General features: G+C 40.3%; 12 protein-coding genes and 1 tRNA gene. 10 read left to right on the top strand and 3 right to left on the bottom strand.

The features are described from left to right. Positions 1–37: 37 nt before the first annotated feature. From LV92_RS18315 to LV92_RS18305, 3 genes are all read left to right on the top strand, one after another. Positions 38–1,768, top strand: coding sequence for an FAD-dependent oxidoreductase (locus tag LV92_RS18315; protein ID WP_245946433.1), 1,731 nt, complete (start codon positions 38–40; stop codon positions 1,766–1,768). Between the two features lie 41 nt (positions 1,769–1,809). Then, positions 1,810–3,486: an FAD-dependent oxidoreductase gene (locus LV92_RS18310; RefSeq protein WP_111625046.1), complete on the top strand. Its 1,677-nt coding sequence runs from the start codon at positions 1,810–1,812 to the stop codon at positions 3,484–3,486. 87 nt (positions 3,487–3,573) lie between these two features. Next, on the top strand, positions 3,574–4,713 hold the full coding sequence (locus LV92_RS18305) for a sialidase family protein (protein WP_170126358.1): 1,140 nt from the start codon (positions 3,574–3,576) through the stop codon (positions 4,711–4,713). A gap of 131 nt (positions 4,714–4,844) precedes the next feature. Here the strand turns inward: LV92_RS18305 and LV92_RS18300 are convergent. Further along, positions 4,845–4,917 (bottom strand) — tRNA-Phe (locus LV92_RS18300). 101 nt (positions 4,918–5,018) lie between these two features. Here LV92_RS18300 and LV92_RS18295 point away from each other — a divergent pair. The 7 genes from LV92_RS18295 (at position 5,019) to LV92_RS18265 (ending at position 12,750) form a co-directional block, all read left to right on the top strand. Beyond that, a complete protein-coding gene (locus LV92_RS18295; RefSeq protein WP_111625044.1) occupies positions 5,019–5,747 on the top strand; it encodes a type III pantothenate kinase in 729 nt (242 codons plus the stop codon). After that, complete coding sequence (locus tag LV92_RS18290) at positions 5,748–7,019, top strand: hypothetical protein (RefSeq protein ID WP_111625043.1); 1,272 nt, start codon at positions 5,748–5,750, stop codon at positions 7,017–7,019. It abuts the gene before it with no gap. A gap of 37 nt (positions 7,020–7,056) precedes the next feature. Then, a complete protein-coding gene (locus LV92_RS18285; RefSeq protein ID WP_111625042.1) occupies positions 7,057–8,427 on the top strand; it encodes a tetratricopeptide repeat protein in 1,371 nt (456 codons plus the stop codon). A gap of 1 nt (position 8,428) precedes the next feature. Beyond that, the gene (lptC, locus tag LV92_RS18280) at positions 8,429–9,037 is read left to right on the top strand and encodes an LPS export ABC transporter periplasmic protein LptC (protein WP_111625041.1); all 609 of its coding nucleotides are present in this window, start codon (positions 8,429–8,431) and stop codon (positions 9,035–9,037) included. Next, entirely contained in the window at positions 9,030–9,233 is a 204-nt protein-coding gene (locus LV92_RS18275; protein WP_111625040.1) for a hypothetical protein, read from the top strand. The genes lptC and LV92_RS18275 overlap by 8 nt, the downstream gene beginning before the upstream one ends. Beyond that, entirely contained in the window at positions 9,233–10,528 is a 1,296-nt protein-coding gene (locus LV92_RS18270; protein WP_111625039.1) for a hemolysin family protein, read from the top strand. The genes LV92_RS18275 and LV92_RS18270 overlap by 1 nt, the downstream gene beginning before the upstream one ends. A gap of 104 nt (positions 10,529–10,632) precedes the next feature. Further along, positions 10,633–12,750, top strand: a complete 2,118-nt coding sequence (locus tag LV92_RS18265) for a peptidylprolyl isomerase (RefSeq protein WP_111625038.1) — start codon at positions 10,633–10,635, stop codon at positions 12,748–12,750. A 94-nt stretch (positions 12,751–12,844) separates the two neighbouring features. On the opposite strand, the gene LV92_RS18260 is transcribed toward LV92_RS18265, so the two are convergent. Together LV92_RS18260 and LV92_RS18255 are read right to left on the bottom strand one after the other, a co-directional pair. Next, a complete protein-coding gene (locus LV92_RS18260) occupies positions 12,845–13,768 on the bottom strand; it encodes a GYDIA family GHMP kinase (RefSeq protein ID WP_111625037.1) in 924 nt (307 codons plus the stop codon). Then, on the bottom strand, positions 13,765–15,099 hold the full coding sequence (locus LV92_RS18255) for a hydroxymethylglutaryl-CoA reductase, degradative (RefSeq protein WP_262511306.1): 1,335 nt from the start codon (positions 15,097–15,099) through the stop codon (positions 13,765–13,767). Before LV92_RS18255 ends, LV92_RS18260 begins: the two co-directional genes overlap by 4 nt. Between the last annotated feature and the right edge of the window lie 167 nt (positions 15,100–15,266).

Here is a 15,266-nt window from a genome sequence, read left to right as displayed (position 1 = left end):
AAAAAATTATAATTGTATAATCTATAAAAGTTAAAAATTGAAAATATTTAGAGAGGATTGTTTAGGTAATGTGAAAAGTTATTTTATAAAATTGATCGGGTGTTTGTCGTTAGGCTTAATGACCTTTGGAGCATACGGTCAATCCAAAAAATACGATATTGTTATATACGGTGGAACTTCCGCTGGTGTTGCGGCTGCCTTGCAAAGTAGTAGAATGGGCAAGTCCGTTGTGCTCATAGAACCCACAAATAGAATAGGGGGGTTGACCACAGGAGGCCTTGGACAGACCGATATTGGCAACAAGCAGGCCATTGGGGGGATTTCGAGGGAGTTCTACGAAAACATCAAAAAATATTACGATGATCCCGAAAATTGGAAATGGGAGAAAAGGTCGGAATATGTTGATGGTGGACAAACCCGCACAGAGGAAGGTGAGGCTACCATGTGGACCTTTGAGCCCTCCGCCGCCCTGGCTGTATATAAGTTCATGATGGACAAGGAAAAAATTAAAATGGTCTATAACGAAAGGCTGAACAGGGAGTCGGGGGTAAAAAAAGTAAATGGCAGAATAGAGTCGATTACCATGGAAAGTGGCAAGACCTACAAGGGAAAGGTTTATTTGGACGCCACTTATGAGGGCGATCTAATGGCCTCTGCCGGAGTTGCCTATGCCGTGGGCAGAGAAAGTAACGCGGAATATGGGGAAACCTTGAACGGGGTACAAGCCAATAGCATAAATAGGGCCTTGACAGGATTTGTTTCCAAAAATGCGTTCAACCATAATTTTATCCCAGGGGTAGATCCCTATGTTAAAAAGGGCGATCCATCATCCGGCCTATTGCCGAATGTCAATGAAAAACCGGGCCTGGAGGGTGAAGGCGATAAAAAAATACAGGCCTATTGTTTTAGAATGTGCCTTACTGATCACCCGGAAAACCGTATACCTTTCCAAAAACCGGCAAATTATGACGAGGTGAATTATGAACTTCTTTTTCGTAATTACGAGGCCAGAAAAGGCCCCATAAGGGAGATGTACAGCTATAGCAATACGTTGCTGCCCTGGATCAATTCCAGTATGCCCAATAGAAAAACGGATACGAACAACAAGTTCGGCTTCTCTACCGACTATATTGGCAAGAATTATGATTACCCCGAGGCATCTTATTCGGAAAGGGAAAAGATTATCGAGGACCATAGAAACTACCAGATGGGGCTTATGTGGACCCTGGCCAATCACCCAAGGATTCCTGCCGAGGTACGGGAGGAAGCTTCCAGATGGGGTACTAGCAAGGATGAATTTGAAAGGGCCGATGGTTGGCAACAACAGCTTTATATCCGTGAGGCCAGGAGGATGGTCAGCGATTATGTTATGACCCAGAAAAACTGTGAGGCATTAACTGTGGCGGAGGATGCCATTGGTTTGGCCGCTTACGGTATGGATTCCCATAATGTGCAGCGATATGTGGATGCCAATGGGTATGTGCAGAATGAGGGCAATGTGGAGGCCCATGGCTTTAAGCCCTATCCTATTAGTTATGGGGCATTGGTGCCCAAAAAGGAGGAATGCAACAATCTTATTGTCCCTATCTGTGTAAGTTCTACGCACATTGCCTTTGGATCTATCCGCATGGAGCCCGTATTTATGGTCCTTGGACAATCTGCGGCCACGGCAGCATCACTGGCCATAGACGCCAATACCAATGTTCAGGATGTGCCTTACCCCAATTTAAGGGAGCAACTTCTAAAAGATAGTCAAAGGCTAAAATAAATTATAATTTTCTTAGAGATCAATTTCAACCACCAAACAAAATGAACCAGAAAAGAAAGTCCATTAATTTAGTTCTTATCCTTTTATTAACAGGGTTTTTGACCCTCACGGGCTGTAAACAATCCGAAGAAAAAAGTAATTCTATAGCTACTGCCGATATCATTATTTACGGAGGTACTTCCGCTGCCATTTCGGCGGCAGTGGAAGCAAAGCGTTCCGGAAAATCGGTCATTGTGGTGTCCCCGGATTTACATTTGGGTGGACTTTCTTCTGGCGGGCTTGGATTTACCGATACAGGGGATAAAAGTGTTATAGGGGGTCTGGCAAGGGAATTTTACCATAGGATCTGGCAACATTACAACACCAATGAAGCATGGAACTGGCAGAAAAAGGAAGAATATGGGAACAAAGGGCAGGGTACCCCTGCCATGGATGGTGAGAACCGGACCATGTGGATCTTTGAGCCCCATGTGGCGGAAAAAGTCTTTGAGGATTGGGTAAGGGAGGAACAGATACAGGTAGACCGTGACGAATGGCTCGTTAGGGAAAACGGGGTAGAGATGCAGGATGGAAATATAGTTTCAATTACGACCTTATCTGGAAAGACGTATTCCGGTAAAATATTTATGGATGCTACTTATGAGGGAGACCTCATGGCAGCGGCAGGGGTAAGTTATCACGTTGGTCGTGAAGGTAAAGAAGTATATGGTGAGGAGTGGAACGGGGTTCAAACAGGGGTCTTGCACCATAAACACTGGTTTGCGTCAGATATATCCCCTTATGTAGTGCCGGGCGATCCAAGCAGCGGCCTCCTTCCTAGGGTATCGGGAGAGGACCCGGGTGAAAAGTATAGTGGAGACGATAAAATTCAGGCTTATTGTTTCCGTATGTGCATGAGCAATCATCCTGAAAATAGGATTCCTTTTCCAAAACCAGACGATTATGATCCCTTAGATTATGAACTCTTGGCCAGGGTATTCGAAACAGGAAGAAAGGATTGGTTCGAGAAATTTGATGCGGTCCCCAACCATAAAACGGATACGAACAACCACGGACCGCTTAGTAGCGATAATATGGGTATGAATTATGATTACCCAGAGGCAAGCTACGAAAGAAGAGAGGAAATCATTAAGGAGCATGAAAATTACCAAAAAGGCCTTCTTTGGTTTGTGGCCAACGACCCTAGGGTCCCTAAGGATATACAGACAGAAATGCAGAAATGGGGCTTGGCAAAGGATGAATTTACTGATAACGGCAATTGGCCACACCAAATCTATGTAAGGGAGGCCCGGAGGATGATTGGGGAGTTCGTGATGACCGAAAATGAGCTTTTGAAAAAAAGGCCAACCCCTAAACCAATAGGTATGGGTTCATATACAATGGATTCACATAATGTTCAGCGATATATTAAGCCCGATGGTTTTGTGCAGAACGAAGGGGATATAGGAGTAAGTACCAATGGGCCCTATTCTATATCCTATGAAACTTTAGTGCCTAAGAAGGAAGAGTGCAGGAACCTATTGGTCCCTGTTTGTTTATCTTCCAGTCATATTGCCTTTGGTTCTATCCGTATGGAGCCCGTGTTCATGATCTTGGGGCAATCGGCCGCCGCTGCAGCAGTGCTGGCAATCGATGAAAATGCGGTGGTACAGGAAGTGGACTATGATAAATTAAGGGAGGTCTTGTTGGCCAAGGGGCAGATTTTGGAAAAGGATTAGGCCCTGTATTTATTTATGATACAATATTGTAATTGATTTTTTTTTGAACCCTAAAGAAGGAACCAAATGATTAATTCCAACACATTAATGAAGCGATGTTTATTTCTTCTCTTGTTTATTTCTTGGACATCTCCCTTATTTTCCCAATCGCCAAAAGAAAAGTTGGAGAGCTCAAGACCATTGAATTATATTTTTGAAGGAGGTAATGAAGGTTATAAATGTTTTCGCATTCCAGCTGTAGTTACAACAAAAAAAGGTGCTTTATTGGCTTTTGCCGAGGGTAGGAAAAATGGCTGTAGTGACACCGGAGATATTGATCTGGTAATGAAACGGTCAACGGATGGTGGAAAAACCTGGGGCCAATTGGAAGTACTTTGGCACGATGAGGGAAATACCTGTGGAAATCCTTCCCCTGTAGTTGATAGCGATACTGGGAATATTTTCTTATTGTCCACCTGGAATCTTGGTACCGATCACGAGTCGGATATTATTGCCCAAAAGAGTGAGGATACTAGAAGGGTTTTTATTTTGAAATCTACCAATGATGGTAAAGGTTGGGGTAAACCAAAGGAAATCACCTCAGACGTAAAATTGCCCAACTGGACATGGTACGCCACAGGCCCTGGGTCTGGCATCCAAATTCTTGGAGGCAAGTACAAGGGTAGGCTAGTGATTGCATGCGACCATATCGAGGCTGCGACCAAAAAGTATTACTCCCATACCATTTTTTCCGATGATCATGGGAGCACATGGAAGTTGGGAGGAAGTACCCCTCAGGATCAGGTTAATGAATGTGAAGTGGTGGAACTTTCAGATCATAGTCTAATGTTGAATATGCGCAATTACGATAGAAATATGGTAAGTAGGCAATTGGCCTACAGCGATGATGGGGGTGAATCTTGGAAAGATATGCATCATCATGAATCATTGGTTGAACCTATTTGTCAGGCCAGTACCCTGCGCTTTCAAGTGGAGGATAAGGTATATGTCCTTTTCGCCAATCCGGCCGATATTAAAAAAAGGGTAAATATGACACTTAGGCTAAGTAAAGACGACGGGAAATCTTGGCCCATAGAAAAACAAATTTTTTCAGGTCCTTCGGCTTATTCCGATTTATCCCTTATTGATGGGAAAAGTTTTGGTATCTTATACGAAGGGGGACGAGAAAGTGCTTATGAAGGGATAATTTGGGAGACATTTAGCATAAAGGAACTATTGGGTAAGTGAAACAGTCTACTTGGACAAATATTTAGTTCTAATTAATTTAGTGTTCAGTAATTGAGGCAGCCGGCCCTTATAGGGAGGCAACAGAAGGTGCAAAATAAAAAAAAGCCCTTGAAAATCAAGGGCTTTTGAGGTGGTGCCTCCAGGAATCGAACCAGGGACACATGGATTTTCAGTCCATTGCTCTACCAACTGAGCTAAGGCACCAAACGCTGTAAGCGGGTGCAAATATAAATTCAAATTTAGGATATACAAACAAAAATGAAAAAAAAGGTTTTTGTTTTTTAAAGTTTTTTGATCTTTACAGTATGAACTTGATCGTAGATGTGGGTAATACCCTAGTAAAAATGGCGGTTTTCGATAGTGATAAAATTATTTCCTATCGAAAAATTCCCAATGCGGATTTTGTAAAAAGTGTGAAATCCATTTTTGCCGAGTACGTTCTCATTCAAAATGCCATTGTTTCCAACGTGGGTGCGATTGGCCATGAGGAAATAGCCATGTTATGTGTGTTTTGTAAGGTTCATGTACTGAGCTACGCTTCCAAAACCCCTTTTAAAAATTCCTATGCTACCCCCCAGACCCTAGGAGTGGATCGCATTGCCCTGGCAACAGCAGCTTTTTATCATAACCCTAAAGGAAATACCTTGGTCATAGATGCAGGCACCTGCGTTACCTATGATGCCATTAACGACTATGGAGAATATTTGGGCGGGGCCATTTCGCCAGGAATAGCAATGAGGTACAAGGCTATGCACGAACAAACTTCCAAATTGCCTTTGTTGAAAAAAAAACCTATTATGGATTTTATAGGGAACACTACTGAAACTAGTATGCATAGTGGTGTGGTCAATGGCATTTGTAATGAAATTGATGGGATAATTGACCAATATAGAAGTAGATTTATCAATTTAACAGTTATTTTAACAGGAGGTGATGCTCAATTTTTGTCAAAACGATTAAAAAATACCATATTTGCGCATTCTAAATTTCTCCTGTTGGGGTTATACCATTTGTTAGAATACAACAAGCGCTAGATGATCAAAAATTTTATTATTGCAATTTTATGCGTAACTTCGGTAGGCATATATGCTCAGAATAGTACTGCTTCCCCCTATTCTTATTTTGGTGTTGGGGATTTAAGGGCTACCGGCACAGTGGAGAATCAAATGATGGGTGGGTTGAGTGTTTACACGGATAGTATTCACATCAATCTAAATAATCCCGCAGCATACAGTAAATTGGGGTTAACCACCTACACAGCGGGACTGTCGCGTAAGGAGTACAGGTTTGAAAGTAATGATTCCAAGGAAAATGCCTCCATTTCAAATTTGGACTACCTGTCTTTAGGGTTTAATTTGGGCAAAGGCTTCGGTCTTGGTTTTGGTATTATGCCGTATTCTTCCGTGGGGTACAATTTTCTATCCGAAAGAACAACTGGCCAAGGATTAGTAACCGAATCGTTTAATGGAGAAGGAGGGTTGAACAGGGTTTATATCTCTGTTGGCTATGAACTTTTAAAAAACTTAAGTTTAGGGGTTACCAGTAATTTTAATTTTGGAAACCAGAATACCAATAGTTATCAGACTATTGAAGACGTGCAGTTTGGTTCTTTCAATAAGATAGAATCTAGAATTAAAGGCTTCGATTTTAATTTTGGAGCCAGTTTTACACCGGCCATCACCGAAAAACATACTCTTTTTGCCAGCATTTTAGTAAATACCCAGGCCAATTTGGTTTCTGAAAATACTAGGACCATAGGTTCATTCTCCACCGTTAGCGGAAGGGATATTGAAGTAACTGAAGTGGATTTGGAAGCTCAGGGTCTGGCACGTACCGGAGTGCAGATTCCAACAACCGCTACATTAGGGTTGGGTTATGGTCAGGATAAAAAATGGTTTTTAGGGGCGGAATACAGTTTTCAGGAATTAAGCACTTTTGAGAACGAGCTTACCCCTGACAATAATTTGGAATATCAAAATGCACAGACCTATAGGCTTGGAGGGTTTTATATCCCGGACTACACCTCTTTTACCAGTTATTTGAAAAGAGTGACCTATAGGGCAGGAGCAAAGGTCTCCAAATCGGGAATTGTGGTAGATAATAAGGAGATTAATGATTTTGGCATAACTTTTGGAATAGGTTTACCACTGAGTAGTATGAGTCGTAGTCTTTCAAATATTAACGTCGGCTTTGAACTTGGAAAAAGAGGAACCAAATATGGGGATTTAGTAGAAGAAAGTTATTTCAAAGTTAATGTAGGCTTATCTTTAAACGATAAATGGTTCATACCGAGAAAAATTAATTAAAAATTATTACTTTAACCACCTTAAAATAAACAGACAGATGAAAAAGAAACTCTACATCACAGCGATAGTCGCCATGGGATTTGTGGGTCTAGGGCATTCCCAAGCCCAAAACCCGGAGTGTATGACCAATCTTTCCATTTACACAGAACATGTGAAAGTTAAGAATTATGAGGCTGCTTATACACCATGGAAAATGGTATATGATAATTGTCCTACCTTAAATTGGGCCAATATATTATATGGTGAGCGGATTCTAAAGGATAGGCTTGAGAAATCTACAGGAGCGGACAAAACTGCCAATATCAATGCCTTAATGGAACTATATGATAACAGGGCAAAGTACTTTCCTGCCAAGACAGACGTTGCGGAGACCATTATAGATAAGGTATTGTTGAAGTATGATGAGAAAATGATCACCGATGAGGAAATTTATTCTCAGCTAGACAAAGCATTTACAGAGGATAAGGCAAATTTTAAAAACCCTAAGGCCTTATATTTATATTTCTCCAGCTTGGTAGATTTAAACAGTGCAGGCAAAAAGGATTTGGAGGAAGTATTTGAGAAATACGACAACATCACCGAAAAGATAGATGAGGAAAATGACAAGCTTACAGAGGTTATAACCAAACTTCTTCCTAAGGAAGATGCCGGAACTTTGACTTCAAAAGAGAAAAAGCAATTGAGTTCTTACAATAGTTATTCTGAAAACTATGGTAAAATAGCTGAAAGTATCGACAGTAAATTAGGTGCTTTGGCGAACTGTGAAAACTTAATTCCTTTGTATCAAAAGAATTTTGAATCAAAAAAGAGTGATTTAACTTGGATCAAGAGAGCTGTTGGAAGAATGTACAGTAAAGAGTGTACTGAAGATCCAATGTTCAAGAAACTATTTGAAGTACAATTGGCCATGGAGCCTTCCGCCAGCGCATATATGTATGCTGGTGCCCTTAAGAATAATGCCGGGGATACCAATGGCGCCCTTGCGGATTTCAACAAAGCTTTGGATTTGGAAACCGATTCCAGAAAAAAATCCAATATCGCCTACAAGATTGCCCATAGCTACGTGAAGAAAAGTAAATCTACTGCTAGGAGTTATGCCCAAAAGGCAATTGATGCCAATTCTTCCAATGGTAAGGCCTATTTGTTGATTGCCAGTTTATATGCCAGTAGCGCCAATGAATGTGGAAGTACTCCTTTCGAAAAAAGAGCTATCTATTGGAAAGCTGCTGAAATGGCCCGTCAAGCAGGTCGTGTGGATCCAGCTTTAAGTGGTAGGGCAGGTCAGGCAGCTGCTAGTTACTCAGCCAAGGCACCTTCCAAAACGGATATATTTAATTCCGGTATGGCCGGTAAAACAGTAAGTTTCTCTTGTTGGGTTGGTGGTAGTGTAAAAGTGCCCAGCCTATAAGATGAAAAAAGAAGATTTATATAATTTAAGGAGCATTGCCATAGTATTTTCTATGGCAATGCTTTTTTATTCCTGTGCAGACAATTATAAGAGAGTTGGTGATGAGGCAATAAAAAAGATATTTCCCAGTGCCGTTGCTGAGGATTTCACCTTAACTTATACGGAGACCGATGAACTGGAAAAAAATGAAGGGGTGGTTTCTGCGCATGTAATTGCTGTGTTAACGAGTCCTCTCAGTAATGATTTTGACAACCTTTTTTTTCCATATAGAACTTTTCCCGATGGACTCAAATTGGAGTTTTTTGATGAAAAAGGAGAAAAGAGTACGGTTACCGCAGATTATGGAATTATGTATTCCAGTACTAATTTAATAGATTTGCAGGGCAATGTGGTTATTGAGTCCAGCGATGGAAAAAAGTTGGAGTCACCACAATTATATTGGGATAGAACCAATGATTGGATTTTTACCCAACAGAAATTCAAATATACCAATCCGGAGGAAGGAACCATAATGGATGGTGAGGGAATGGACTTTAATAGGGATTTTAGTTTTTTTAATGCCAATAAGACCTATGGTTATATGAGTATAAAAGAAAAGAAGAATGATTAAGATTTTAAGATATACGGAATACCTTTATTTGGCTGTGGCCGTAGTATCCATTTTTGAGATTTACGAACAGTGGAACATAGATAGGCAACGGGCCTATTTATTTGTTTTCTTTGGAATTGTTTCCATAGGGATGTTCATTTTTAAGAAAACCTATAGAAAAAGGTTTGAAGAACGCCAAAAAAACAATAAACAATAATCTTGGAGGCATATATTGTTATTATCATTGTTATTTCATTGCTGTTTTCGGCTTTTTTCTCAGGAATGGAAATAGCCTTTATTTCTGCGAATAAAATTCACATAGAAATAGAAAAAAAGCAAGATGGGTTTCTGCCCAAAGTGCTGACCCGCCTTACCAAAAAACCTTCTAAGTTCATTGCTACCATGCTTATTGGCAACAATATTGCCTTAGTGGTATATGGACTTTTTATGGGGGATCTTCTTATGAGCCTATTTTCGGGAATTGAGTCGGCCCCAGGTGGCTTTTTAAGTTTAATGCTTACCGATTTCAGCTTGCTGACCCAAACCGTTATCTCTACCTTGATTATTTTATTGACCGCAGAGTTTTTGCCCAAGGTATTGTTTCAGATATACAGCAACACTATGCTAAGGTTGTTGGCAATACCTGCCTATATTTTCTATGTATTATTTTCTGTAATATCGGATTTCGTTATTTGGATTTCCGATATAATTCTAAAGGTGCTCTTTAAGACAGATGGGGATGAGGTGCAATTGGCCTTTAGCAAAATAGAATTGGGTGATTATATCACCGAACAAATGGAAGCTGTAGAAAAGGAAGATGAGGTGGATTCCGAAATACAAATTTTTCAAAATGCCTTGGAGTTCTCAGGGGTAAAGGCCAGGGAGGTAATGGTGCCAAGAACGGAGATTGCGGCGGTGGAACTTCATGAGACCCCTAAAAACTTGGCAAAGCTTTTTACAGAAACGGGCTATTCTAAAATATTGGTATTCAAGGATACCATAGACAACATTATTGGTTACGTGCATTCCTATGAGCTTTTCAAAAAACCTAAAACCATAAAAAGTATCCTATTGCCCGTAGAGTTTGTTCCGGAAACAATGTTGATCAATGATATTCTTAATATTTTGACCAAAAAAAGAAAGAGTATCGCGGTAGTTCTGGACGAGTATGGCGGCACTTCCGGGGTAATGACGGTTGAGGATATTGTGGAGGTACTTTTTGGTGACATAGAGGATGAACATGATACTACCGACTTGTTTGAAGAGCAGATAAATGAAAACTCCTATAAGTTTTCTGGTAGACTGGAAGTAGATTATATTAATGAAAAATATAAATTGGAGCTTCCGGAAAGTGATGAGTACGAAACATTGGGAGGTTTGATCATTAATGAAACCGGAGAGATTCCAGAAAAGGATTCCGAGATTAAGATCGGCAATTTCCTTTTTGTGGTGTTGGAAGTTTCAAGTAATAAAATAGATATGGTGTCCTTGGTAGTGCTGGACGATGAGTAGGTATTTGAGGAATTTTTTTTGGTTTTTTTAGTTTTTATTATTTCAAAAGAAAGTAGTAATTTCGCCTCCCGATAGTAACGGGATAAATTTAAACAGTTTACATAATGGCAATTTTAGAGAATATAAGGAAACGAACTACCGTTTTAATTTTAATCATTGGTTTGGCTTTGTTCGCATTCGTAATTTCAGGAGTGTTCAGCAGCAATGAATTGGGTGGTGGAAAGGTTGGTTCTTCCGTAGCAGAGATCAATGGGGACGAAATTTCCATAGATCAATTTAGAAGGGATGTGGAGGCGTATTCTAGAATGGCCGGTCCTACTGCTTCTTCAATGCAATTGGTCAATCAGGTCTGGGATAGGCAAGTTAGGAATACCATTCTTGATCAGCAATTTGAGGAGTTGGGTATCAATATAGAACAGGATCAGATAATAAACTACATTAAAACTATTCCTTCCTATGTTCAAAATCCTGAATTTCACAACGCCAGCGGTGTTTTCGATGAAAATAAATTTAGGGAAGCTGTGGCCGATTGGAAAGCAAACAACCCAGGTCGTTACGCTTTATGGTTACAGGATGAACAGGCCATAATTCAGAATGCAAAGGAGCAGACCTATTTTAACCTTATAAAAGCAGGTGTTGGTTCAACCCTGAAAGAAGGAGAATTGGATTATAAATTGGCCAATGATAAAGTGGATATTAAGTATGTGCGTGTGCCTTTTACTTCTATTCCTGATTCTTCAATAGCGGTTACCAAGAAAGAAATCGAGGCCTATGTCAATGATCATAAGAAAGATTATAAACAAGATAGATCCAGGGATGTGGAGTTTGTATATTTTGAGGAAAAGCCTTCTTTGGAAGACGAGAATGCAGTAAAGGAAGAAATTAACAAACTTATGGAGGATCGGGTTGAGTACAATGCTCAAAAAGACGCAAACGATTCAATTAAAGGCTTCAAGAATACAACTGATATGATTGCCTTCTTGGATAGAAATTCGGATATAAAATACGATACCATTTATAAGGCAAAGAAAGATTTGCCCGCTAAATTTGCGGATACGCTAATGGCCTTGGAAAAAGGAAGTATGTTCGGTACTTATCGTGACGGGGATTACTTTAAGGTTTCCAAAATGATGGATAGAAAGGCAAATGGTACTGTAAAATCCAGTCATATCCTAATTTCTTATGCAGGCGCTCAACGTGCTAATCCAGAGGTTACCCGTACTAAAGAGGAAGCTGAGGCAAAAGCTAAGGAATTGTTAACTGAGGCAAAGCGTTCTGGGACTGTTTTTGCCGAATTGGCCAGAGATAATTCTGACGGACCTTCTGCACCCCAAGGTGGTGACCTTGGATATAATCAGGAAGGGGTTATGGTAGCACCATTTAACGACTTTACATTTAGCAATCCTGTTGGAGCCATAGGTTTGGTAGAGACGGATTTTGGATTCCACATCGTTAAGATAGATGACAAACAGGATATTGTTAGAATTGCTACTTTGGCAAGGGAAATAGAGCCTTCCGAAGAAACTATCAATACTTTGTTCACCGAGGCTACCAAATTTGAAATGGAAACTACCTCGGATAAAGATTTTGCCGTAGCTGCCAAAGAAAATAATTTCGTGGTTAGGCCGGTAAATAAGATTAAGGCAATGGATGAAAACCTGCCAGGGCTTTCGGCCCAACGTGCTATTGTTCAATGGGCGTTTAACGATGACACCAAATTGGGCGAGGTTAAAAGGTTCAATATAAACAATGGATATGCCGTTGTGAGATTGACTGCGAAGTATGCTGAAGGCCTTATGAGCGTAGAAGACGCATCAGCTTTGGTACTTCCAAAATTGAGAAAGGAAAAAAAGGCGGCACAAATTATAGAAGCCAATAAAGGAAAAACTATGGAAAGTTTCGCCAAGGATAACAATGTTATTGCTTCTACGGCTTCTGCTTTGACCATGAAATCCCCTATCATTCCGGGTGCTGGGTCGGAGGCTTTTGTAGTTGGAACTGCTTTTGCCATGGAGCAAGGGGCTACCTCTGGTTTAATTAAGGGAGATAGTGGTGTATATATGTTAACGGTCACTAAAAAGGAAGAAGCTGCCAAATTGGATAACTACAGTACCTATGCCAATAATTTACAGGCCAGTGCTGCCGGTAGAGTAAACTTCGCGGTTTACAATGCCTTAAAGGAAGCTTCTACTATAGAGGACAAAAGAGCAATATTTTATTAATAGAACCTAAGTTATGCATAAACAATAAAGCCTCCCAATTGGGAGGCTTTATTGTTTATGGTCTTTTGGCTACTTTCGAATGAAATTAATCAGGTTATTTTGCCATTTTTGAATAAGGAATAACTGTGGTAAACCCCTTTTCCCTAAAGTAATCTGGAGTGGTTTTGTTACCGGTGGCCAATATAAAATCCCCTCCCCAGGCCCCTAAACTTTTAATAGCCCCTTTGAAATCCGGGAACAACCGTTCTTTGACCGTGGGGATTCCTAGGATCTCGCTTAGAATTAATTCATGTTTTTTAATGAGCTTATCAAATTGCGACAGCCGGGAGCAGGTCAATATGCGTTCGGTTATACTGTTAATTTGGGATATTGCGGAAAAGGTGTTGAATTCTGTTTTGCGATATTGGGCAATGCCTTCCCTACTGTTCTGTTTTTGATTTAGATATACAAAGTATAGGTCGTTTTTAAATGTAGGGTTGAAGGATGCCGGTTGTACAATTGGTCTGTTGTTCTTTAATTGGTAGGTAATCGGAGAATTATTTTGCGCACAGGCAATATCGTACCCACTACCTGTGAAGGCGTTCCATAGTAGCGCATAGGCATTTATCTGGGCCCATTGGGCAATGTTGTTGATCAAGGTAGATGAAGATCCCAAACCCCAATCCCTCGGAAAGTTCAGTGCCGTGGTAATTTCGTAGCCTTGTGAAGTATTTAAAAAGCTAGGGTTCAAATTTCGCGCTTCCAAAAGAATCTTTCGTAGGGTGTCTGATACAATCAATGTCTCCTCGGAAAACTTGTTACTGGAAACGGGACTAAAATCATGTAATTCATAAGTGCATTCAAACCAGGACTTTCCTTTTTCATCCAAACTTTTCCATGTCAGCAACCCGTCCTGATTCTCTTTTACGGATAATGATTGGCCGTATAGGGTGGGTATTGCTAAACTTTTGGCGCCATCCAAAACTAGATATTCCCCGGTAATCAATAGTTTTCCGTTACTGTAATATTGTTCTATCATTTTTTATTTCTCAATTCTTCAAAAGCTAATACTACTGCGCTGTGGGAGGCTGTGTGCTTTTTAAAATAGTCCACCAAGCTTATTTTTTCTTCTTCCGTAGCGCCCAATTGGTTCAATATATTCAATAAATGCATTTTCATATGTCCTTGTTGGATACCTGTGGTTACCAAAGAACGAACGGCGCCAAAGTTTTGAGCGAGTCCGGCTACGGCTACAATTTGCATTAGCTCTTTTGCGGTAGGATTTTGTAATATTTCCAAGGCAAGTTTTACCAGTGGATGTAATGTGGTTAGGCCACCTACCGTTCCCAGGGCCAAGGGAATCTCTATCCAGAATTTAAATATTCCGTTTTCTATACTGGCGTGTGTAAGACTGGTATAGCGTCCATCTTTTGATGCATAGGCGTGAGCCCCTGCTTCTATGGCCCTAAAATCGTTTCCCGTAGCCAAAACTACGGCATCAATACCATTCATGATCCCTTTGTTATGTGTAACTGCCCTGTAGGGTTCCACTTTTGCAATATTTACGGCTCGCACAATTTTTTTGGCAAAATCCTCGGCAGTAATGCCATGGTGGGCCTTCAACTCGGAAACGGGACAGCTTACTTCTGCCTTTACCACGCAGTTCGGGATGTAATTGGAAAGAATACTCATGACTATTTCAATATCTTTCTCCCTATCCGTAAATTTTTCATAACCCAGGGCTTCTTCCTTTAGGCTTTGGGCAAACCCTTCCAAACAGGAGTTTATGAAATTGGCTCCCATGGCATCCAGGGTTTCAAATGTGCAATGCAGTTGGAAATAGTCATCCAAATCAGATGTTTTATCCCTTAATTCAATATTTTTTATTCCACCGCCTCTTTTTTCCATGTTTTTGACAATGGGAGCTACACTGTTGATCAATCTCGGCTTCACAAGCTTGAAAAATTTAGTAAGTTTTTCGCTATCGCCGTGATACATGAAATGTACCTGACCTACTTTTTCAGTTCCCAGAATGGTAGTCTTAAAGCCGCCACGGGTCTGCCAAAATTTTGCAGCCTTACTGGCTGCTGCAACCACAGAACTTTCTTCAATGGCCATTGGAATGGCGTAAAGTTTGTTGTTAATGAGAAAATTGGGTGCAATCCCTAGGGGTAAATAAAAGTTGGTGATGGTATTTTCAATGAATTCATCATGTAAATTCTGCAATTTTTCATCAGCGTTCCAATACTGTTTTAAAATGGCAATAGTTTCCTTGGGGTGTTGGGTATACTGTTGGGCAATCCAGTTAATTTTGTCGGCTTTGGACAATTTGGAAAATCCTTCTATAGGTGTGGTCATTAGGTTTTCGATTTCTTTGTGTAAAGATAGTAATATGGTGCCAAATCACGATACATCTTAAAATGGGTTTAAAAAGGTTATAAAATGTTATTTTTTTACTGTCAAGTCTTTTTCTTTGTGGATTTTTTAGTAAACTTGGAGATTTGAATAAATTTTTGAAAATACTGAAATTCCTTTAG

Source organism: Arenibacter echinorum (genome assembly GCF_003259375.1).
GTDB classification, from domain to species: domain Bacteria; phylum Bacteroidota; class Bacteroidia; order Flavobacteriales; family Flavobacteriaceae; genus Arenibacter; species Arenibacter echinorum.
The sequence above is the reverse complement of the archived record's forward strand: the minus strand, read 5'-3'. Positions and strand labels throughout refer to the sequence as shown.